The following is a 20,710-nucleotide window of genomic DNA, read 5'->3' as shown; positions in this document are numbered from 1 at the left end:
ATGAAACGCCTGGCGCGCGGCCATTCTGCTCGACGCATTAGCCGATCGCGTGGCGGCTCTCTCCGAGCGTGACCGCGCCAGATACGACCGATATCGCAAGGCGTTCGACCAACCGCTAATCGATCGCGAGAATGCGAGTGAAGAGCTAGTACCCGGAATCATAGCTGAGTGATTCGTCGGCCTTTGAATCGGCGTTGCCGGACCTTTTTCTTGGTCCAGACGAATGGCTCAGCTCTGCCGTTATATGCTTTGATATAGGCATCGATGTGCTGCTCAAGCTGTTTGAGGCTTGTGAATGAGGCGCCGCTCAACGATTGCCCCTGTAAGATCGAAAACCACACCTCGACCTGATTGAGCCAGGACGCGCTGGTGGGCGTGAAATGAAAGTTCACATTGGGATGTGCCTCAAGCCATTCCTCGTTCTTCGTATGGGTGCTGAGGTTGTCGAGAATGACGTGAAGCTGGCGGTTCGGAAATGCTGCGGTCACGCGATCCATGAAGTCGAGAAACTCGACCCGGCGACGTCGTTTCGAATGCGTCGCAAGGATCTTCCCGGTGGCGACTTCCAGCGCTGCGAACAGCGTGGTCGTGCCGTGCCGTTTGTAGTCGTGGCTTTGCCCGGTCAAGGATCTGCCGTTGGGCAGTTTCAGATAACCCTGCGCTCTCTCCAAGGCCTGGATCGAGGGCTTTTCGTCCACGCATAGCACGATGGCCTTCTTTGGCGGGGCGACATACAGGCCAACCACGTCGGCGGCTTTGGCCGTAAACTGCGGGTCGTTGCTCTCGCACCAGGACTTGCGAGCGGCGAGATCGATTTTGTTGCTGCGCAAGAACCGCCAGACATATTGCACATCGACATCGCCAAGTTCCCCAGCCAGCAGAGGCCCAGTCCAGCGCGCGTACCCGGCGGGAGGCGACTTATCGAGCAACTTTAAAATCCGTTTGTCAGTGGCCTTCGTATAGATCGGCTGCTTGCCCGGCAGAGGTTTGCTTTGCAGACCTTCAAGGCCTTGATCCGCATAGCGATGCCGCCAAAGGCTGACAATCCGCGGCTGGACCCCAACCTCCTTGGCGATCGATCGGGTGCTGCGACCGGCAGCAGCTAAAAGAACGATCCGCGCCCGCTTCAAATCGCGCTGCAACGTCACCGGTGAGCGGCAACGTTCCTCAAGCACCTTGCGATCTTTCCTCGAAAGGTGGACTTCTCTTGCTTCGGGTATCATCCCGACGTTGAATCATGACTCACTTCCAAAGGAAAGTGGGTACTAGGCGGACCATTCGCGGCATTGCTCGCCGATCCGGACGGCGCACCACAACTCCCAAGTGATCTGGTGACGCGGCAGTTTCCAGACATGATCCTGAGCGCCGATACGACATACGACCACCGGTCGTGCCGCATAGCGTTGAGCGGGTATCGCCAACAATCATTGATCCGAAGGACCAACCACGGATGTATCGTTATCCGCAGCGGCAAGAAGTGCAGTACTACTGTACGTAGCAGGGTGGACCACCGCATCAAGACCGCCTACGGTACCGAGGAGAAACGGCTGTAGCCGTCGGGAGGCCATTTAATCCCATAATTCCCGATTGACTGAAAGAAAATGAACATCAGCATCATTCCCGACAATGGGATCCAGTTCACTTTTCCGTTGCACTATGCGGACAGCCTGCCTGCCAAGCGAATCGACTCCCTCCGCGGTCCGCTGGCAAACTGGTGCGCCCAAAACGTGCTGATCGAGATCGATGACGGAGCAACACGCGGACATCCGACGTGTTAACGCTCCGGTCGCGACGCCGGTAGGACTTCAATTTTCTCGGCCCTCACAACGACGCGTTTTCCAACGCCGTTGGGGAGAGAACTTTCGGTCAAGTCATCTGGAATAATTCGAATATTCTTTCGGCAGGCGTGCGACTTCGCCATCATCTGGATTGCAGCGCAGTCGTTTCTCAAGGCTTCCCGTTCGGCCGCCGGTGCGGCAGAACCTGCAAAAACAACCGTAACCGCGCTGGGCAAAGGTGCAATGCAGTGGTAGCCCTCCATGGCGTAGAGGCATCTCACGTTTCGAAGCTCGATAGGCTTCCCGATGAACTTAGCCGGAGCGTCATGAAGGTCATCAGAATTAAGGACCTTGAAATCGTTCGGGCTGAAATACGTAACGAATTCTTTGGTGTTCGCTGTTTCCGTCCCACTGGGGACGTCAGCAGCGAGCGCGGGCCGCGCCGAACAGAATATGATTGCAGCTCCAGAAACAAGCCACTTCTGTCTAAACAAGGTTTGCCTGTACGTCATCGGAGGCAGCTTTCGTTTTGAATGATGATTCGGCGCAGTCGGCTGCGAGCCTGTCGCCGGGGATGTCTCTGGAAGTACAGTCGCAACGTGTTCAGTTAGTGTCCGACCGAAAAATAAGTTGAGTGATATCAGCGAGTTCTGATTCCATCGGTGTTGCGAAGCATCAAAGGGATCGAGAATGTGGACTGATATCACCCGGGCACAGTTTGCCCGAGAGGAGCTGCGTTTGCCAAGCGACTTGACGGATGCGGAATGGGGCGTGCTGGAGAGGTTGCTTCCTGTGCGGGCCAAGCGCGGGCGGCGCCCGAAATGGAGCTATCGCGACATCGTCGAGGCCGTGCTCTATCTGCTGCGCGGCGGATTGCCGTGGCGCATGCTGCCGCCGACTCTGTTTCCACCAATGACCACGGTGCAGTACTATTTCTACCAGTGGCGCGACAACGGATTGTGGCAATCGATCAACCACGCACTCCTGATGCTGGCGCGCGAGGCGATCGGCCGGGAGGCCTCGCCGACGGCCGGCGTGATCGACAGCCAATCGGTCAAGACCACGGAAAGTGGCGGCCCTCGCGGCTACGACGCGGGAAAGAAGATCAAGGGTCGAAAGCGCCACATCGTCACCGACACCCAAGGGCTCCTGGTCGGAGCGATCGTTCACGCTGCCGACGTCCAGGATCGCGATGGCGCGCCAGATGTCCTGTGCAGCATTCGCTACCGCTTCCCCTGGCTGCGCCATATCTTCGTCGATGGCGGCTATGCCGGCGAAAAGCTCAAGGCGGTGCTGGAAAAGATCGGCCGGTGGACTGTCGAGATCATCAAGCGCTCCGATGCCGCACAGGGCTTCGAGGTGCTTCCGCGCCGCTGGGTGGTCGAACGAACCTTCGCCTGGCTCGGCCGCAACCGCAGATTGGCCAAGGACTTCGAGCGAACCATCGAAAGCGCAACTGCCTGGCTCTTCCTCGCCTCTGTCCAACTCATGACAAGGCGCATCGCAGCGATAAAATCAGCAATGCAATTTTGAGTCAGGCTCTAAGATTAAAGAAGCAATCGAATTGGCGGACACCGCAGGGAGCCGCGGTGGAAGCGGCGTCGCAACCGAAGCTAACGCCGCCGGATGCCACGCGTTGCTGCTCCGTCATCGCGTTGCTGAGCCTGTTGAGAGGCCCGCCCGTCTCCCCAGCGGATCGCTCGATGCGGCCTCCCCCGGCTGACCAAAAGCCCGGTCCAAATACTGGCGATGGTTTGTCCCGTCGATCATCCCCGTTCATTCGGACCCATAGTAGAAGTTAGCGGCACGTGGCCCGGCGCTTAAAGTGGACCGATGAGCGCTGTCCTTGCTACGCACAGCTAACTTCACCACGGTGAGCCTCAAGAAGAAGCTGACCGGAGGATGTATCGTTCGGCGAACGCCCTAGCACAACTACCAGAACTGGTCGTAGCCAGTGATTGATCAATCTCACACCGCAAGCATCGCGGGCGCACCGCGCTTGCGAAAGTCTCACAGGCATCCCACCCGAACCGGTTGGCACTCACGCGATCCCCCTAGAAGATCGCGTATGCGTGCAGCGATCTTCCGTACCTCCTTCGGCCCGAGATTGGGTTTCATGCAATCAAGTATGTCTATCATTGCCTGAGCCTCCTCCGCATCAAATGTTGCAACTTGGCGATCTGATAGATTCAGAGACGGATCGGCCGCCCGAGCCTGATTGGCTGCAAGCACCGCGAGCGCTTGCGACCGCAGGGACGTGATGTGCCGCTGGAATACGTGCATCGGTTGGCCCGTACTGCCCTATGGATTTGAGCCGCTAACTTCGGTGGCCAGCCCGTCCTCGAAGACTGAGGCTGGCCACCTTCGCTCCCGAGAGGCTCAGATTCTCAAGGGCGCGATCAAGGAGTATCGCTGAGAAGGACTGGAAGCACCTACCTGAATTGGCGGCCGGTCGAATTGACTGCCCCGGTCTAAGAGCCTGACTCAAAATTGCATTGCTGTTTTTACCGCTGCGATGCGCCTTGTCATGAGTTGGACAGAGGCGAGGAAGAGCCAGGCAGTTGCGCTTTCGATGGTTCGCTCGAAGTCCTTGGCCAATCTGCGGTTGCGGCCGAGCCAGGCGAAGGTTCGTTCGACCGCCCAGCGGCGCGGAAGCACCTCGAAGCCCTGTGCGGCATCGGAGCGCTTGATGATCTCGACAGTCCACCGGCCGATCTTTTCCAGCACCGCCTTGAGCTTTTCGCCGGCATAGCCGCCATCGGCGAAGATATGGCGCAGCCAGGGGAAGCGGTAGCGAATGCTGCACAGGACATCTGGCGCGCCATCGCGATCCTGGACGTCGGCAGCGTGAACGATCGCTCCGACCAGGAGCCCTTGGGTGTCGGTGACGATGTGGCGCTTTCGACCCTTGATCTTCTTTCCCGCGTCGTAGCCGCGAGGGCCGCCACTTTCCGTGGTCTTGACCGATTGGCTGTCGATCACGCCGGCCGTCGGCGAGGCCTCCCGGCCGATCGCCTCGCGCGCCAGCATCAGGAGTGCGTGGTTGATCGATTGCCACAATCCGTTGTCGCGCCACTGGTAGAAATAGTACTGCACCGTGGTCATTGGTGGAAACAGAGTCGGCGGCAGCATGCGCCACGGCAATCCGCCGCGCAGCAGATAGAGCACGGCCTCGACGATGTCGCGATAGCTCCATTTCGGGCGCCGCCCGCGCTTGGCCCGCACAGGAAGCAACCTCTCCAGCACGCCCCATTCCGCATCCGTCAAGTCGCTTGGCAAACGCAGCTCCTCTCGGGCAAACTGTGCCCGGGTGATATCAGTCCACATTCTCGATCCCTTTGATGCTTCGCAACACCGATGGAATCAGAACTCGCTGATATCACTCAACTTATTTTTCGGTCGGACACTAAGCTAGTGCCTCAGGCTTGCAATTTGGGAGAGACTCAAATGGCCAAACGCGCACGCATTCGTTACGCCAACAAGACGGACAGAAAGAATCCTCACGAAAGAATAACACATGTCGGCGGAGTAAACCCCGATGGAAAGCCGTGGAAGCGATCCATCGACCAGGTTGTCAAAGATATCGAGAGCTCCGAATGGGAGTTCTATGTCGAAGAAAATGGACGCAGGGTTGGTGTGGTTTGGGCTACGCACAACGGGCACAAATACATCAAGACGACGGCCGACGACGTTCAACCAGACAATGTTCTCCCGCTTCTAGCCGAGTGCCCCGGATGATCTTTGTCTCAGTGAACGTAAACAGCGCGGTGGCAACTCGGCGCCGGTCAGCTGGGATGGATCGGATGCTGTCCCTATCGCGCCCGCGCTGCCGGAGAAGTTAGCGGCAGCGTGGCTCGGCGCCAAAAAGCCCCACGGATACACGGGGCTGCGCTGTCCCTGCAACGCACCGCTAACTTCAACACGGCCAGCCTTCCATCTGGTAGCAAAACTGACCGCGGTCGCCCACCGCGGGAGAGCCTAGCCCACAGGGTGCCACCAAGTTGTATCGGCGAAAAGCCTGTCTGGCACCCACCAGAATCGGTCGGTCACGCTCCATTCGAGCAAGGGCTTTTATGCAGCGACGCACGGGCGACGCCGGACATTGGACGCCGCGAGTCCGCCCGCTACATCGGCTAGGACCACCAAGTTCGACAAAATGGTCTTGGACGCCCGCATGCCTCGCCCTATCGGGTCGAGGCGCGCGCCATTTGGGACAGGTTCAAACTCGACGCGGCGTTCTCGGACTCGGCCGATGAAAACGCCGCGAACCCACGGATGCTGGGCGCATCACCCGACTCGTAGATTTTCCGCCGATTCTTTACCGCGATTTGAAACGACGTCGAAGCTGACTTTGGCGCCCTCGGCGAGAGAGGTGAAGCCAGCTTTCTCGACTGCCGAGATATGGACGAACACATCCTTGCCGCCGTTGTCAGGTTGAATAAATCCATATCCCTTTGTCGGGTGGAACCACTTTACTGTTCCCATAGCCACTTAACTTCTCCATTTTTCAAAAACGAAAACTAGTGCGCGAATTCCGACAAAGAATGGCTGGCGCCAGGCTTTGCGTCTGGCACCCTCGGCGATCTCGTCATGATCGAGGTCCTCGCGGGATACCGATACGTTCAACGGGTTGAGCTGGATCGATGCGTCGGCCACGTCGGCTCCTCATAGGAGCGTTTGCTGGAATTCTCCGCGGGCACGGCTGTACTAATGTCCACTGGCGTCTGGCTTCTTACGCATAAGCCGTACGGCTAGCATAAGCGAAGAAAACGCAGCACGGACTGCAGATTAGCAGTTTCCAGGAGTGCTGATCACCACAAGGCATGAACTTGTGTCGTTCGGCGAACGACGGCCGTCGGGCGTGCACCGGGCTGGCAATTAGCAGGCTAGGTCATGGATTGGCTGGACTTTCTTCGGACAAGCATATCGAAAAAGGAGCTGCCAACCTACGTCTATGGTTATCCTTCCAAGCGAGCGTATCGGGCTTCTCCGCAGCCACTCCGCATTACTGGTGTGGTTGAGCAGGCTACGCCATTAAAATGGAAGAATTACAGGCGCTGGTATAGCCGAATTGCCACACGTACAAACCTTCCGCGCGCCTGCACTTACTTTGGCGCTGCCTTACACAAACACTCGATTACGATGACAGCCTCCTTTCGGATGGGACAGCCATCATGCGGTACAGAGTGTTTGGTCGTTTGTGAAGAACGTTTCTGAGCACCGTTTTTACGCAAGGTGTGGTTGCGATAGGTGGCGACAGAGTATCCATAACAGGCCGCGTAAAAGTTCCGCGAGCCAGCGGCGGAGCAGGCTGAAGTTGTAGCCGGCGGCGGCGAGCACGGCGTTGATGCGGTCGCCGTCGCGGCCCTTGAGATGGTTACGGCGCATCCGGTGGTCGTCCTTGAGATGGCCGATCACAGGCTCGACGGCGGTGCGACGCCGCATCTCGCGGCGGATGGCTTTGGTGACACGGCGAACCTGGCCGCTGATCCAGACCTTGAACCGGTCGGGATAGTTGTGGCCGCGGCAGCCCTTGTCGCCGTGGATGCGGCGCGCTGCAACACCTGTGAGCTTTTCGAGGTCGGCGATGACGGGACCGAGCGTGTGGCCGTCATAGGGATTGCCGTGCAGGGCCTTGGCATGCAGCACAAACTGCCCGCCTTTGGGCGCGGTGGCAGGCGTGGCAATCGAGACTTTGCAACCAATCTATGGACCACGCCCGCGTTGCAAGAGGAATCAACAAAAGGATGTAGCGGTCTGCGCCAATCTATCCGGCTTCAATTTGAGGCTGTCGCCTCGAGCCAATATGGATATCCGCCCACTCCTGTCCTCAATAACTCGACGGCCTCGACAAGGGGCCCATGGCTGCGAACCAGGCTTCAGAAGTGTCGGTGGAACCGTTTCTCCATTTGTCTTTTCCGTCTCGCAGACCTCGGCGGGATATTGTGCCCTTCCGATTGAGATCGTGAATCCTTCTTCCCTTCCCGGTTGTGTGTCTCAGGCGGTCTGGCCTAAGAAATTGGCGTCGTAGTCGCGGCCCTTTGCAAGCATGCTCCAGGCCATGCGCGCGAGTTTTGCGGCCAAGGCGACAACCAGTACATTCGAGTGGAGCCTCTTGGACGCTGCTTCCAACCAGGCTCCAAACCCGTGCCTGCACCAAGTCTGGCGCCTAAGAAGCACGGCTCGGGCCCCTTGAATGAAGAGCGTTCGCAGGTACCGATTGCCGCGCCTCGATATGCGGCCGAGAATGGTTCGATCGCCGGTCGAGAATTGTTTCGGTACCAGACCAAGCCATGCCGCAAAGTCGCGGCCCTTGCGAAAAGCATCGCCGGTCCCGATCGCGGCGAGCATCGCGCTTGAGATGATCGGTCCGACGCCCGGAGCAGTCATCAGCCGATGACAGTGTGCATCCTGCTCGGCGAGCTCGTTGATTTCTTTCGTAATTGATGTAACCCGTCGGTCGAGATAGCGCCAGTCCTCGGCCAAGTCCTGAACGAGCTGAACTACTCGAGGCGACAGGTTATCTGAGAGCATCGAAAGAAGCCGAGGAAGCGCCAATCGGAGTGCTGCCGCTCCCTGCCGAACCGGCAGCCCTCGCTCGAGTAGAAAGCCCCGGATTTGATTGATGACCGCTGTTCGCTGCGTCACCAATCGACTACGAACTCTGTGGAGCGCCTGCAAATCGAGCTGCTCGGTCGATTTCAATGGGACGAATCGCATTGTCGGGCGCTGAACGGCTTCGGCAATTGCTTCAGCGTCACGGAAGTCATTCTTGTGACCCTTGAGGTACGGCTTCACATATTGTGCTGGCAAGAGCCGGACTTGATGACCTAATTTTTCGAGCCTCCGACCGATGTGGTGTGCTCCTGCACAAGCCTCCATTCCGATCAGGCAGGACGGAACATTGGCCAGCGACTGCTCCAGCTGATTTCTCGATCGCTTCTTGCGTAGGACGATTGCTCCCATAGCATCGAACCCCACCACATGGAATGTGTTTTTCCCTAGATCGATGCCGATCGTAACAATGTTTGTAGCGGACATGGCTTGTGCTCCTTCTCTTGCCGGGGGGGCATGTTGCCGCTGAGAGCGGGCGTGGTCCATGCCATTAACTCGTAAGGTGCCCGGGCCTTGCCTTTGCCGATGCACTCCACCTCGGGGGCGTGCAACGAGTAGACCTTGGGACCGCGCTGACGCTGCTCTTGATGGCGAACCCGGTGGGCGAGATCGAGCAGCGGACCAAAGCGATCCTCAAGCGCAGGGTCGCCCTCGATCTTGCGTCTGATGTCACGGATGATGCGGCCAAGCCGGGTGCGCAGGAATTTGAGCTCTCGTCGGGCACGCTTGAACTGGTGGGCATGCGTGTACCGCCCCACCATGATGGCGGCGCGCTTGGCCACGCGCAGATAGCTCTGGCGCAGTTCGACGCTCTCGCGTTTGGCTAAATCGACCAGCTTCTCGATCGCCCGGTGCATAAGCCGCGCATCGCTCGGATGCGCGATCGCCTTCTCCTGGACGGTGGTGTCCACAACGACCCGCTCGAGATCTTTGGTCTCGATCGCCCCAGTTCGATGCGCCACTGAGAGGCTTTCTTGCAATAGCGCGGCGATCTGCTCCTCACCCAGCCGCTGGCGCCAGCGGGTCAGCGACGAGCGATCGAACGGCAGGTCGTGCCGGAACACCACCTCGCCGCAGAAATACTGAAAATACGGGTTCTCGACCCACCTGTCGCACAGTGCCTCGTCGGAGAGATTGTGCATGTGCTTGAGGATGAACAGTCCGGCTACCAATCGTGTCGGCAACGGTGGCTGCCCCGGCCCGAGGCGACAGACCGAACTGAAGCGTCCCGCCAGGAAGTCCCAATCGATCTCCGCCGCCAGACGCACCAACGGATGGCGAAGGTTGATGATCTTCTCCAGAGACGGACGAAACAGATCGTCCTGACGATCGTCGCGCGGATGGCTCATGGGTTCTCCCCAACAGCGAATCTCGCCGTCAAAGGAATCACGAAGTCGCCAAATCCGGAATCCAAAAACGCAAGAAAACCAACACCTACCCACGGCTTTCTTGCATAATCGAATACTTGCTCACGTCAAATCACAGCGACAGATCAATCGCTTCCGAATTCTTCACGGGCGACTGTTTGTAGTGGACAGCAGGCGGCGAGTGATCTGCGCCGCGAAGCTCGACTGCATCGACGAGCAGACTGCGAGATGTCGAGCCGAGCAAATGTGCGGGGAGCACGACGTTGAGCTTTGGGAAGGAGATCGGCTCGTCGCCGTTTTTCGAGGCGTAACATCGAATGAAAATCCAGGTGACCGCTCCTAAATTGAGGGGCAGTCTCGCCGCCAACTAACGCGGGCACTCATTGCGCGGCCGACCGACTGATGTCCGGTCAACCCCAACTTTCTCGCAATCGCGGTTAATGAACGTCTCGGTCCAACTCTCGCAGCAGTCGATGAAGGATGAAGGAAGTCGCTGGCGTGATTATTTTGTGCGCCGCCCTCCAGGATCTGATGAGCGAGTAGTGACACTATGTTGCCAACGGCCTCAGGGCCAATCAGCTCGGTTCGTGATGACCACAACTCCAACAGCCGGTCGGGAATATGGTCGCTCGATCCAAATAGTTTGAGGAGTCGGCCTTCGGCGACAGCGTTATGATCATGGTGGGCCTTGACCGCATAAAAAGCGAACAAGCCTCGAAAGGCGTCACGGGAAACGGAAGACTTAGCCATCGCAATGTCCCCACAGAAACCTTCAAATGAATTGCGAAATGTAGAGCTGAAAGGAAGCTACTCCCTCGAAATCCTCACACGAAGAAGATTCTACAGCAGACCAGGAAAAAGCGGCAAGCTCATAATCCATGTTAGATGTGGCTCGCATAGTCAGCGAGATGATTGGTCCCACGGCTGGGGTCGACATCAACAGCTTGGCCTTGGCATCCAGCAGGGACATCACCCGCACCCGCTTGCCGAAGCCGTTGAACTCGCGAAGCAGCACTGTGTGAACCGCAAGCGTCGCTGCGGCGATGGCGTCCAGAGCCGGATGACCAGCTCGTTGATCCGTGCCGCAAAGCCGCGCTTCGTCGTCTTGCCGACCTTCAACCCGAAGCCTCGCAAGATCCCCCGCAAGCTGTTCTCGACGTCCTGCAGCTTGCTCTGGATCAGCTTGCGCGCGGTCAGCATTGCCCGCGTCTCCTGCGCGCTCATCGACTTGCAATGCACCGGCCGGAAGCAGCCGAGCCGCATCAACTGCGCGATGTTGCGGGCGTCGTTGTGGTCCGACTTCACCGGCATCGCCTTGAAGGCATCTCGCACGTGACGCGTCTCCAGAAGCTCAACCCCAAGACCAGCCTGCTTCATCGCCGCGTAGAGCCACTGCGACAGCGGCCCTGCCTCCAGCCTGATCCTGGCGAGATCGAACCCGAACGAACGGAACCGGTCGATCAGCGCCTCCGGTTCGTTGGCCACCTTCACCTCCCGACAATCTTGCCGTTCGCATCGACAACACACACGCTGGAGCATTCCAATGACACGTCGATTCCGGCATAATGGTCCATGGTCGTCTCTCCTCGATGCTTGGAGCAAGGCCTATGGTATGAACTCCGCAGGGTTGAGCTTCCGGTGGTCTGCATCGACGCTCGGCATGCGCACGCAGCTTTGTCGGTCCGAATGAACAAGAGCGATCGGAATGATGCGCGAGGCCTTGCCGAACTGGTGCGGGTTGGAGGGTATCGAGAGGTCAAAGTCAAAAGTGAGGAAAGCCAGAAGATCCGAGCGATCCTTGTCGCCAGATCTCGGCTAGTGTCCATGCGCCGAGACATCGAGAACCAGGTTCGCAGCTTGATCAAGGAATGTGGATTGCTATTCCCTCGCGCGATCGGCCAACAGTTCCGCAACCAGGTCAGCGAACTCTTGGGCGTCGATCATTTGCTTCTCAGCGTGATATCGCCGCTGCTCTCGATCCATGAGAACGTTTGTCAACAACAAGGTAAGCTCGACAACGAGGTCCGCCGGTTGGCAAAGCTGGACGAGACGACGCGTCGCCTGATGACGGTCCCGGGGGTCGGTGTCGTGACGGCCCTAACGTTCCGCCACACGATCGATGACCCCTCGCGCTTCCGATCGGCTTCGACGGTCGGCGCCTACCTAGGCCTTACGCCGAGGCGCAGCCAATCCGGCGAAACCGACACCAACGGAAAGATATCTCGATGGGGCAACCGGCTTCTCCGAACTTACTTGTTCGAGGCCGCCACTGTCCTTCTTTATCGAACCAAAAAGTTCTTCCCTAAAGGCCTGGGGCATGAAGCTCGCCAAGCGGATCGGCATGAAGAAGGCAAAGGTCGCCATCGCCCGAAAGATCGCCGTAATCCTCCACTGCATCTGGGTCGCTGGCACATCGTTCGAGCGGGGCCCGCCGAAGCCAATCTGATATTTGCTCGCAAGTTCCTGGTCCGGTCCGCCGGACTGGCGATGTCCCGCTGGGACGGTGGTCGTGGTGACCTCGGTCAATCGGCTGCTGGCGGTTCGCCCGCACTCCGCTGCAAACGTTGAGGCGCCCGATCCGGACATCATCATGAGGCGCTCGCGCCCTCGGAAAGGACCATGACCCCAGCTACGACATTAACCCAACCCGCTGAAGCCGCCAACGAGGACGATTGCGATCAGGCGAGACTGGCTGTCCTCTCCACCGATGACATTTTCTAAAGAGCGGAACCTGCGACTTGTCTATCGGGCGCCGACACATATTAATTAGCCGTATCAATTGCTTAGCAAGTGCTTGCGCTGAGGCGCGAGGGAACTCGTCTGCGCGCCGCGGTCTGACAGTCTCTTGCTGCGGAGACCAACCATCATGCTCTCCGCCGATTTACGTTATTGAGGTAATGGGCACGCGCAGGGCGGCGAATCTCAGTCCACCTATTTAAGTGGACACCTCATGCATCAGCGCACTCAAAAGCAGAAGGTGCGACGAAATTCGCGCTTACGGAGGACCTGCTCGCGCAGCAGGAGCAAGGCGAGCTGGAAGAGACGCAGCGCATGTAGAACCGGGCGCGGCTGCTTCCGAGCTACAGGGTCGTCACCCGGATGGAAATCGCGATCTATTGGCCCGCGCACTTCCTCGCCCGGGCGGAGCACCTGATGCGCGCGGTCAACCTCGTCGCGCTCGCGCATTCGGTGGAATGCGGTTCCGAATGGGTCGCGGGCGAGCGCGGCGGCTATGCCGACACATGGCGCCAGCGTCAAGACAAGGGATGCGAGATCATCGCGCGTGGCCTGCATGCCGACATTGTTGCCGGTGTTCTGATAGCCGCGGACTAGCGCATTCGCGGGTACTACAACAAGCAGCCGAGCAAAAGGTAGGCAATTCGGCGATTTGGCAATCGAGAAGTGGCACATCGGCGGCGTCAGCAAGGAAATCGAGCTGATGGCGCTTCACCACCGCGCCGACATCGCTTTCGTCGGCGTCATCGACTGTCACAGAACACCGTCCGGTTGTGGCGCGACGGTCACGATCAGATCACGTGCTTGGTAAGAGAGGGAAACATGGAGTTGCGGTTTCCGACAGGATATCAATGGCCTCGAGCTTGGCGTCATACTCCTCGTATGTGCCGAGCACGGGTTCGCCAAGTGCCAAATTGTGCACGGGATCGACAATCGAGGGTGAGTCGTAAGTTAGGGAGGTAGGTCCAGTAAATTGAACTTCTTCGCCAAGCTCGTCGCGTCGCAATGTTCGCGCGGTGCACCATTTGACGAGTTGCGTTACTGCGCCCTTCCCGCGCTCATTGATGGGGGGCAGATGCCGAACCGAGTAGAAATACGTCCGCGCAGAAAACATCTGTTGCGAACTCGAGCTCATGCGCTGGTCCGGTTGAGCGGTAAGGGTCAGCAGACGCTTGCCAGCTGGACGCTCGAGCGTACCCTGAATTAGACCACCTTCTCTAATCAGAGTAATGTGCGCCAGCTTTTTTGGAGCACCAAGAACCTCTCGCCCCGAGGCGAGCGCTGCATCATTCGTTGTCACGTAAATGTAAGGAATGTAAAAGCCGGTCTCACCGCCGGGATCACGAACTTGAATTCCTGAATAGCACTCCAAGTACGGCCCAACAGTGCTTGAGGAATAGCTCGCGATCCCCACAACGGCGATTGCAGGGCTTGCTTCGGGTACTAATCCCTTCGGTAATAGAGAGGACACCTCGTGCCCCACGCTGAATACAAGGCTTATTGCTTGGCAGCCGAGAAACGCGCTGCCACGGTCTTTGCTCCCACGGTAGAGAGGCGCATCAAGCGGAATACCTTTGACGTCGGGCATCGCATTCCTCCTCGCTCTTGGAGTGTTTGGACGCAATCGAAGATTCAGCTAACTCATCTCACCAAGACTATTCGGTTGTTGAAGCATCCTGAAGAGACTGTGATGCGCAACTTCCAATGCGGCTCGGTGATCCGTCGGCTCATAGATCCGGTGATCGCGATCGTCTTACCGACGACGCATCCAGTTCTGCGCGTTGCACCTCCATTCTGTGCTGCAGAATGAGCTTGACGATTGTGCGTTCATTCCAGCGAAGCGTGCTCACCGACGATGACGATAACTCGGTAGGCCTCTCTATCTGTTGTCTGCAACGTTGATGCCAAGCACCTCATTGGGTGTTATAGGACCCGCTCGGCTGAAGATGTCGAATTGGAGTACGAGAAGGCCGCCGACAACCTTCGCCTCTTCTTCTGTTGCCTTCCCGCTTGTTTGATTGGCGACGCGGAATGTCGAACGTCCGACATGATCAAGCGGGGCATAAACGGATGAGGAGCTCGCATGGCTCAAAGTTGTGGATGGCTCGACTAAGCCTTGGTAAGTCGAAACGCTATCACTGTGCATGGCCCGAAACGCATGCTAGCGGATACCCAGGTCGCGCGAGAAGGTCGGAACAGCTCCAGCAACTCTGCAAGAGTTGCGTGAGTTTGCATTCGTATCAGATTCTCGGCGCGCCGATTGCACAGGGTGGATACTCCAATTTGCAAGGCTCGGAGAACCTCATGCGTTCTGCGCCCCACTCCCGCGGCCAGCCACGAAGAGCTGCTCAGTACGTGCACCTGCGCGGAACCGGCATTGCGCCGCCCGCAGTCCACGCCCATCTTCCGGAGGAAACTCGGTCGTGAATTGTCGGGCTCAACAAGGTGGCCCAATGTCGCGATGCCAATTCAACCCTCCGACGGTACCGCCTGAGCGGCGGACGCGTGTCCACGACGTGAAATCGTTATCGAGTTGGTTTTCACGCCGAGTTGCACGGCACTACGCACAGCCTTTGGGCATCGCAGCGGGACACAGCAGATCGACCAGGGGTCGATTGACATAGTGCATAGTGGATGTCGCAAAGACCTTGCACCACCACACTGTCGAGGAAGCAAAATTATGGGACGTGTCAGCGAAAAAGTCATTCTGGTGACCGGCGGGGCTCGAGGGATGGGGGCCGCTCATGCGCGCCTGCTGGTAGCGGAGGGAGCTAAAGTCGTGATCACCGATATTCTTCGTAAAGAAGGAGAGGCTTTCGCGGCCGGCCTTGGCACATCCGCGATCTATCTGCGTCAAGACGTCGCTCAGCCAGAGGAATGGCGCCAAGCGATCGCGGCTGCGGAGAGCAAGTTTGGCGCGCTGCATGGCCTCGTCAACAATGCCGGCATAGCCAGTATTGCTCCTATCGAGCAGTTTCCGCTTGAGCAGTGGACGAAGACCCTTGCTGTCAATCTCACCGGTGTATTTTTGGGAATGCAGACTGCCCTGCCGGCCATGCGCCGCGCGGGCGGAGGCTCGATCGTCAACATCTCGTCGGTCGAGGGGCTGAGGGGTAGTGCAGGGCTTCACGCCTACGTTGCTTCCAAGTTCGGCGTGAGGGGCATAACCAAGTCCGCTGCTTTGGAGGCCGCTGCGTCTGGGGTTCGCATAAACTCAGTCCATCCGGGGTTAATCAACACTTGGATGACAAAGGACTTCGATTCTTCTAGTTTTCCCATTCCGCTTGGGCGGGCGGCCGAGCCGCCGGAAGTGTCACAGGCTGTGTTGTTCCTGCTCAGCGACGAGTCCTCTTATCTTACGGGCTCCGAAATCGTCGTCGATGGCGGTCTGACGATCGGCGTCCCGTACAAGTGTCAGGCGCCCGAAAGCATCTTCTGACTAGCAGCTGACCAATTGTCACATAAAGCAAGATCTGACGTTGCGATGTATTACAGCAGTGGGAATGACCTGAGCCCCTGAACTTCCTCCAAAAATGGGTAGAATCCGTCCACCTTTGTAGCGAGACCGAACTTTGGACCAGCCAGAACTAGAGTTTTGCGCTCTGTGTAGCGAGACCGAACTTTGGACCAGTCAGAACTAGAGTTTTGCGCTCTGAATCACGTTGGCGGGCTGGTGGCGCCGGCGTGATTTTGCAGCAAAATCGGCGGCCGATTGCCGATGGCTCCATGGGGCCGCTCTTCGTTGTAGTATCTGCGCCAAGTCTCCACCTTTTCCCGGGCGTCCGCAAGCGACAGGAACCAATGGGCATTGAGGCATTCGGCCCGGAAGCGGCCATTGAAGGCTTCGATAAAAGCATTATCTGGCATGATGTAGCCGGTGTCCCGTGTTTCCAGACTCGATCTAGCCGATTAGCGTAGACCGATCCGGGCCTCGGGGCACCGGGAGCACGCAAGTGCGGGCAGGCCGTGGCACTGACATGAACTGCGAGTTCGAGGTCGTTATCTGGCCGCCCCTGCGACTAGCCCGGATGCGCTGCGAGCGCGGATCCGTAATTGTCGTGTTGCCCGCAGCTCCCTTTCGCACTGACCATGGAGGGAGAGATGCGCATCATTGGCATGGACATCCATCGCGTGGCGGCCGAGGCCGTGGCGCTGCTCGAGGGACATCTAACGAAGCTCGGCCGCATTCCCATGACTCGTGACAGCTTGGAGTCTTTTGCCAGGAAGGAACTCACACATGACGATCACGTGGTCGTCGAGGCGACTGGCAATGCCGCAGCCGTTGTCAAAGTTCTGGCGCCGTATGTCGACCGTGTTGTCATCGCCAACCCGAAGCAGGTGCGGTTGATCGCGCACGCAAAGATCAAGACGGATGCGATTGATGCCGCCGTGCTCGCGAAATTGTACGCCACCGGATTTCTTCCGGAGGTCTGGGTACCCAATGAGCGCACTATGGCCCTTCGACGCCAAGTCGCGCGCCGTACCCAGCTCGTGCGGCAGCGGGTACGCTTGAAGAACCTCATTCAGTCGATCCTTCACGCCCACCTCATTCCGCCCTGTCCACACCTCAACCTTGTAGGGATCAGCGGTCGCAGGTGGATCGCCGCGCAGATAGTACCTCCCGACGAGCGTGCCGCAATCGAGCGGCACCTGGCGCAGATCGACCTGATCCAGGGTTCGTTGAAGGAGGTCGAGGCGGATATCGCGCGTGAAGCGATGTCCGATCCGGTCATTCGGCGGCTGATGACGCTCCCGGGTGTGGATATGACGGTGGCTTCGGGCGTGGCCGCGGCCGTCGGCGACATTCGTCGCTTTGCCGATCCGACCAGGCTGGTGAGCTACCTGGGGCTAAACCCGAGCGTAAGACAGTCTGGCGAGGGCTCCGCCTACCATGGCAGGATCACCAAGCAGGGCCGCGGCCAAGCTCGCGGAATGCTCGTCGAAGCAGCATGGGCTGCAGCCCGTTCGCCGGGACCGCTGCGTGCATTCTTCCAGCGCGTGGCTTCACGACGCGGCAAGCACATCGCCGCAGTCGCGACGGCGCGGAAGCTGGCGATGATCATCTGGCATATGCTGACCAAGAGCACTGACTACATCTGGACCAGGCCGGCCCTACTGGCACGCAAGTTCCGGAGCATCGAACTGCGCGCTGGATTACCCACCAGCCATGCCAAGCGTGGATCGGCCTATGATTACAACATCCCCGCGAAGAGGGCTGAGGAACGAGCACGCGTGGAATCCGCCGAGAAGGAGTACACGAGGTTCACGTCCCGGTGGCGGGCAAAGCCGCGATCCCGACGCCGCAAGGCTTCTGCGACATAGGGCTTGTCTACAACATCCGTACAAGCCTTGCGGATCGAGACCTGCCATTCACCGCAAACCTCATCGACGAGCTTGCGCTTCCGACCAGGCTTCACAGTTTTCGGCGGATCACGTCCTGCAGCATCTCCTTGTCGAGCGACAAGTCCGCCACCAGCTTCTTCAGCTTGGCGTTCTCGTCCTCGAGCTGCTTCAACCGGCGCATCTCTGTCGGCAGCAGTCCGTCGTACTTTCTCTTCCAGTTGAAATAGGTCGCCTGGCTGATCCCGGCTTTGCGGCAGATCTCCGCAACCGGGACCCCCTCGTTGCCCTGCTTCAGGATAAACGCCTTCTGGGCGTCCGAAAACTTCGAGGCCTTCATCGTTGTCCGCTCCTCCCAGCCGAGGGGATTTACGCAGCGCAACTCTAGCCAAAAATGGTCCAGTTTGCCGGCCTCAGATCAGCCCAGATCGCAGGTGATCCTCTCCATCGAACAAGGCTCAAACACCTTCTTCACGATGGTGGTGGGAAAGGTGCCGAAGTCGGTGTCGTCAACGGGCCCAACAGCAAGTTCTCACGCAGACGGTTACTACAACGACAACCTTCTCGCATTGCCCGAATGTCCCTAGCCTCCAGAAGAAGGATATGAAGATGACGAAGACACTGGGCGGATTCAAACGGTCGTCGCAACACTCGGAGTTTGGAGGTTGCGATGAACGTTGTAAGGCGCAGATCGGCGCGGTCAGGACGAGCCCCATTGCCGTCGCCAGGACGGCCCTCTGTTGCGGGACGCAGTGAACAGAATAAATTTTGGCGGGCGATTGCCGCTGGGTTAAGCAGCGAAGATGCTGCACTCGAAGCCGGATTGTCACAACCTGTCGGAAGCAGATTATTCCGAAAGGCGGGCGGCATGCCACCAGCGATGTTCAGATCTTCGGCAAAGGCGCTCTCCGGGCGGTACCTCTCGTTGATTGAGCGCGAGGAGATCGCACTTCTCAAGGTGCAGGGCCATTCCATACAGGAGATTGGACGTCGCTTGGGGCGGGCTGCTTCGACAGTCTCCCGTGAACTGCGGCGCAATGCGGCCACCCGCGGCGGCGGGTTGGAGTATAGGGCAACAACTGCCCAATGGCATGCGGATCGATCCGCCCGCCGGCCCAGGCCGACCAAGCTTGCGCTCAATGCAACCTTGCGCACTTATGTGGAGGAGAGACTTGCTGGCGGCGTCGTAGCCGCGACCGGCGCTCCCGTTCCTGGTCCCTCCGTTCCGTGGAAGGGGCGCCGGCATGGCCCGCGCAAGGATCGGCGATGGGCCAAAGCCTGGAGCCCTGAGCAGATTGCCCGACGCTTGCCGATCGACTTCCCGGACGACAAGACGATGCGCATCAGCCACGAAGCTATCTATCAAGCTCTCTTCGTTCAGGGCCGCGGCGCGCTACGCCGCGAGCTGACGGCCTGCTTGCGAACAGGGCGTGTATTACGGATGCCCAGAGCGCGCGTACGCAGGCGAGGCAAGGGCTTTGTCTCCCCGGAGATCATGATCAGTGAGCGTCCTGCTGAAGCTGCCGATCGAGCAGTGCCGGGACATTGGGAGGGAGACCTCATCCTCGGTGTTGGCAGCTCGGCAATCGGCACGCTGGTCGAGCGCACGACGCGCTTCACGATGCTATTGCACCTTCCCCGGTTGGCGGGGCATGGCCAAGCTCCGCGCGTGAAGAACGGACCTGCGCTCGCGGGACATGGGGCCGAAGCCGTGCGCGACGCGATCACGCGCACCGTCATCACCTTACCCGAAGAGCTGCGTCGCTCGCTAACCTGGGATCAGGGAACCGAAATGGCTCAGCACGATCGTCTCAAGATCGATGCGGGTATCCAGGTCTACTTCTGCGACCCGCAAAGCCCTTGGCAGCGCGGCACTAACGAGAACACCAACGGGTTGCTGCGGCAGTACTTCCCGAAAGGCACAGACCTGAGCATCCACAGCGCCGAGGAGATATCCGCTGTGGCAGCCGCCCTCAATGCCCGACCGAGAAAGACACTAGGCTGGAAAACGCCGGCGGAGGCGCTTGACGATCTGCTGTCATGAGTGAAAGTAACTGGTGTTGCGACGACCGTTTGAATCCGCCCTGGGAATCTTGACCGCTGTGGTGATGTTTCTGGCTCATAACGAGTGCGCTTTCGCGCGCGGCGGATCGCACGGAGGCCGCGTCAGTTACGGCGGCGGACATCACACAAGCAGCCACGGGGGGAGCTTCGCTGGGGGCTCCGGCTCATCTCATCGCGGCGGGACTTATGTGAACTCCAGAACCGGCAATCGCTACGGCACCCATCAATAGGAACGTAGATGGGGCTGTTCAAGCGCAAAGAGAGTTGGGAACGCACGTTCCGACTCAGAAGCCATCAGAGTTCGGGGCGCATCATATTAAGCGGACTGTTCTGGCTCTGGGGCGTCGTTGGACTGTTGTTCAACGACGGCACCCTGTTTGGCCTCACAGGCTCGATTGGTGTCGGCACCTCTGCGCTTCTTGCTGCCACCGCACTGATCTGGATTGGAGGCATGGTGCTGTTTGGCATCGGCGCCCTACTCGCCCACTCAGATTTTGATGGTGAGAGGCCCATCGGAGAAGACAATGGCGATGTTCGGGTGACGCGGTAATCGCTCGCCGCGGCGAGATCACAAACCAACAACCACGTGCCGCGCGATCTCTGTGCCTTCGCCATCAAAGACCAGCACGACAGTTTCGCTAACGGGATTGTAGTCAGGATCGCCGCCGATATCCCGAGCAACACTGGCGCCATACTGACTCGCGAGATCTGCCGAGCCGAACATCTCACCCTCGCCGTCCGGCTGAAGGCGACCGTTGTGGATAATCGGGAAATAATAGCGCTGCATAGGAGAGCCCTCCACCGCGGCGA

Annotated in this window: 19 protein-coding genes and 5 pseudogenes; 9 read left to right on the top strand and 15 right to left on the bottom strand. The window is 58.8% G+C overall.

All coding sequences use genetic code 11. The features are described from left to right. Nucleotides 1-158: 158 nt before the first annotated feature. A complete protein-coding gene (locus QA649_RS05065; protein WP_283023158.1) occupies nucleotides 159-1,223 on the bottom strand; it encodes an IS630 family transposase in 1,065 nt (354 codons plus the stop codon). Nucleotides 1,224-1,601: 378 nt separating this feature from the next. Between QA649_RS05065 and QA649_RS05060 the strand changes: the two genes are divergently transcribed. Further along, on the top strand, nucleotides 1,602-1,778 hold the full coding sequence (locus tag QA649_RS05060) for a hypothetical protein (RefSeq protein WP_283023220.1): 177 nt from the start codon (nucleotides 1,602-1,604) through the stop codon (nucleotides 1,776-1,778). Here the strand turns inward: QA649_RS05060 and QA649_RS05055 are convergent. After that, nucleotides 1,775-2,290 carry a hypothetical protein gene (locus tag QA649_RS05055; protein WP_283023219.1) on the bottom strand — a complete coding sequence of 172 codons (516 nt, stop codon included), beginning with the start codon at nucleotides 2,288-2,290 and terminating at the stop codon, nucleotides 1,775-1,777. The two genes, QA649_RS05060 and QA649_RS05055, sit on opposite strands and share 4 nt — an antisense overlap. Before the next feature lie 178 nt (nucleotides 2,291-2,468). On the opposite strand from QA649_RS05055, the gene QA649_RS05050 reads away from it, so the two are divergent. Next, a complete protein-coding gene (locus tag QA649_RS05050) occupies nucleotides 2,469-3,311 on the top strand; it encodes an IS5 family transposase (RefSeq protein ID WP_283023218.1) in 843 nt (280 codons plus the stop codon). A 951-nt stretch (nucleotides 3,312-4,262) separates the two neighbouring features. On the opposite strand, the gene QA649_RS05045 is transcribed toward QA649_RS05050, so the two are convergent. Continuing rightward, complete coding sequence (locus QA649_RS05045; protein ID WP_283023146.1) at nucleotides 4,263-5,105, bottom strand: IS5 family transposase; 843 nt, start codon at nucleotides 5,103-5,105, stop codon at nucleotides 4,263-4,265. A 120-nt stretch (nucleotides 5,106-5,225) separates the two neighbouring features. Between QA649_RS05045 and QA649_RS05040 the strand changes: the two genes are divergently transcribed. Continuing rightward, nucleotides 5,226-5,516, top strand: coding sequence for a DUF3892 domain-containing protein (locus QA649_RS05040; protein WP_283023217.1), 291 nt, complete (start codon nucleotides 5,226-5,228; stop codon nucleotides 5,514-5,516). A gap of 549 nt (nucleotides 5,517-6,065) precedes the next feature. On the opposite strand, the gene QA649_RS05035 is transcribed toward QA649_RS05040, so the two are convergent. From QA649_RS05035 to QA649_RS05000, 8 genes and pseudogenes are all read right to left on the bottom strand, one after another. Continuing rightward, complete coding sequence (locus tag QA649_RS05035; protein WP_126262210.1) at nucleotides 6,066-6,269, bottom strand: cold-shock protein; 204 nt, start codon at nucleotides 6,267-6,269, stop codon at nucleotides 6,066-6,068. Continuing rightward, nucleotides 6,270-6,434 (bottom strand): hypothetical protein, encoded by a 165-nt coding sequence (locus tag QA649_RS05030; protein WP_283023216.1) that lies wholly within the window; start codon nucleotides 6,432-6,434, stop codon nucleotides 6,270-6,272. It abuts the gene before it with no gap. Between the two features lie 570 nt (nucleotides 6,435-7,004). Then, nucleotides 7,005-7,481: pseudogene (locus QA649_RS05025) on the bottom strand (transposase); the annotation flags it as partial. Nucleotides 7,482-7,775: 294 nt separating this feature from the next. Beyond that, nucleotides 7,776-8,819, bottom strand: a complete 1,044-nt coding sequence (locus QA649_RS05020; RefSeq protein WP_283023215.1) for an IS110 family transposase — start codon at nucleotides 8,817-8,819, stop codon at nucleotides 7,776-7,778. Between the two features lie 68 nt (nucleotides 8,820-8,887). Then, nucleotides 8,888-9,742 (bottom strand): annotated as a pseudogene (locus QA649_RS05015) (IS5 family transposase); the annotation flags it as partial. Nucleotides 9,743-9,872: 130 nt separating this feature from the next. Then, nucleotides 9,873-10,127, bottom strand: a complete 255-nt coding sequence (locus tag QA649_RS05010) for a hypothetical protein (protein ID WP_283023214.1) — start codon at nucleotides 10,125-10,127, stop codon at nucleotides 9,873-9,875. 405 nt (nucleotides 10,128-10,532) lie between these two features. After that, nucleotides 10,533-10,730 carry a hypothetical protein gene (locus QA649_RS05005; protein ID WP_283023213.1) on the bottom strand — a complete coding sequence of 66 codons (198 nt, stop codon included), beginning with the start codon at nucleotides 10,728-10,730 and terminating at the stop codon, nucleotides 10,533-10,535. Between the two features lie 92 nt (nucleotides 10,731-10,822). Continuing rightward, nucleotides 10,823-11,334 (bottom strand): annotated as a pseudogene (locus QA649_RS05000) (transposase); the annotation flags it as partial. Between QA649_RS05000 and QA649_RS04995 the strand changes: the two are divergent. Together QA649_RS04995 and QA649_RS04990 are read left to right on the top strand one after the other, a co-directional pair. Then, nucleotides 11,333-12,328: an IS110 family transposase gene (locus QA649_RS04995; RefSeq protein ID WP_235885283.1), complete on the top strand. Its 996-nt coding sequence runs from the start codon at nucleotides 11,333-11,335 to the stop codon at nucleotides 12,326-12,328. The pseudogene QA649_RS05000 and the gene QA649_RS04995 overlap by 2 nt on opposite strands. A 531-nt stretch (nucleotides 12,329-12,859) precedes the next feature. Further along, complete coding sequence (locus QA649_RS04990) at nucleotides 12,860-13,093, top strand: hypothetical protein (RefSeq protein WP_283023212.1); 234 nt, start codon at nucleotides 12,860-12,862, stop codon at nucleotides 13,091-13,093. A 199-nt stretch (nucleotides 13,094-13,292) separates the two neighbouring features. On the opposite strand, the gene QA649_RS04985 is transcribed toward QA649_RS04990, so the two are convergent. After that, nucleotides 13,293-14,084, bottom strand: a complete 792-nt coding sequence (locus QA649_RS04985; RefSeq protein WP_283023211.1) for an acetoacetate decarboxylase family protein — start codon at nucleotides 14,082-14,084, stop codon at nucleotides 13,293-13,295. A 1,092-nt stretch (nucleotides 14,085-15,176) separates the two neighbouring features. On the opposite strand from QA649_RS04985, the gene QA649_RS04980 reads away from it, so the two are divergent. Beyond that, complete coding sequence (locus QA649_RS04980) at nucleotides 15,177-15,935, top strand: glucose 1-dehydrogenase (protein WP_126262244.1); 759 nt, start codon at nucleotides 15,177-15,179, stop codon at nucleotides 15,933-15,935. A 218-nt stretch (nucleotides 15,936-16,153) separates the two neighbouring features. Here the strand turns inward: QA649_RS04980 and QA649_RS04975 are convergent. Further along, a pseudogene (locus QA649_RS04975) lies at nucleotides 16,154-16,357 on the bottom strand (transposase); the annotation flags it as partial. Nucleotides 16,358-16,597: 240 nt separating this feature from the next. Here QA649_RS04975 and QA649_RS04970 point away from each other — a divergent pair. Further along, nucleotides 16,598-17,818: an IS110 family transposase gene (locus tag QA649_RS04970; RefSeq protein ID WP_283023210.1), complete on the top strand. Its 1,221-nt coding sequence runs from the start codon at nucleotides 16,598-16,600 to the stop codon at nucleotides 17,816-17,818. 20 nt (nucleotides 17,819-17,838) lie between these two features. Here the strand turns inward: QA649_RS04970 and QA649_RS04965 are convergent. Beyond that, nucleotides 17,839-18,176: pseudogene (locus tag QA649_RS04965) on the bottom strand (transposase); the annotation flags it as partial. Nucleotides 18,177-18,506: 330 nt separating this feature from the next. Here QA649_RS04965 and QA649_RS04960 point away from each other — a divergent pair. Further along, a complete protein-coding gene (locus tag QA649_RS04960; protein ID WP_283021329.1) occupies nucleotides 18,507-19,880 on the top strand; it encodes an IS30 family transposase in 1,374 nt (457 codons plus the stop codon). A gap of 258 nt (nucleotides 19,881-20,138) precedes the next feature. After that, nucleotides 20,139-20,450: a hypothetical protein gene (locus QA649_RS04955; protein ID WP_283023209.1), complete on the top strand. Its 312-nt coding sequence runs from the start codon at nucleotides 20,139-20,141 to the stop codon at nucleotides 20,448-20,450. A gap of 18 nt (nucleotides 20,451-20,468) precedes the next feature. Here QA649_RS04955 and QA649_RS04950 read toward each other — a convergent pair whose 3' ends face one another. Next, nucleotides 20,469-20,687, bottom strand: coding sequence for a hypothetical protein (locus tag QA649_RS04950; RefSeq protein ID WP_283023208.1), 219 nt, complete (start codon nucleotides 20,685-20,687; stop codon nucleotides 20,469-20,471). Nucleotides 20,688-20,710: the final 23 nt, after the last annotated feature.

This window comes from Bradyrhizobium sp. CB1717 (assembly GCF_029714325.1).
Classification (GTDB): Bacteria; Pseudomonadota; Alphaproteobacteria; order Rhizobiales; family Xanthobacteraceae; genus Bradyrhizobium.
Note: the sequence above shows the minus strand (reverse complement) of the source record. Positions and strands in the feature narration are given on the sequence as shown.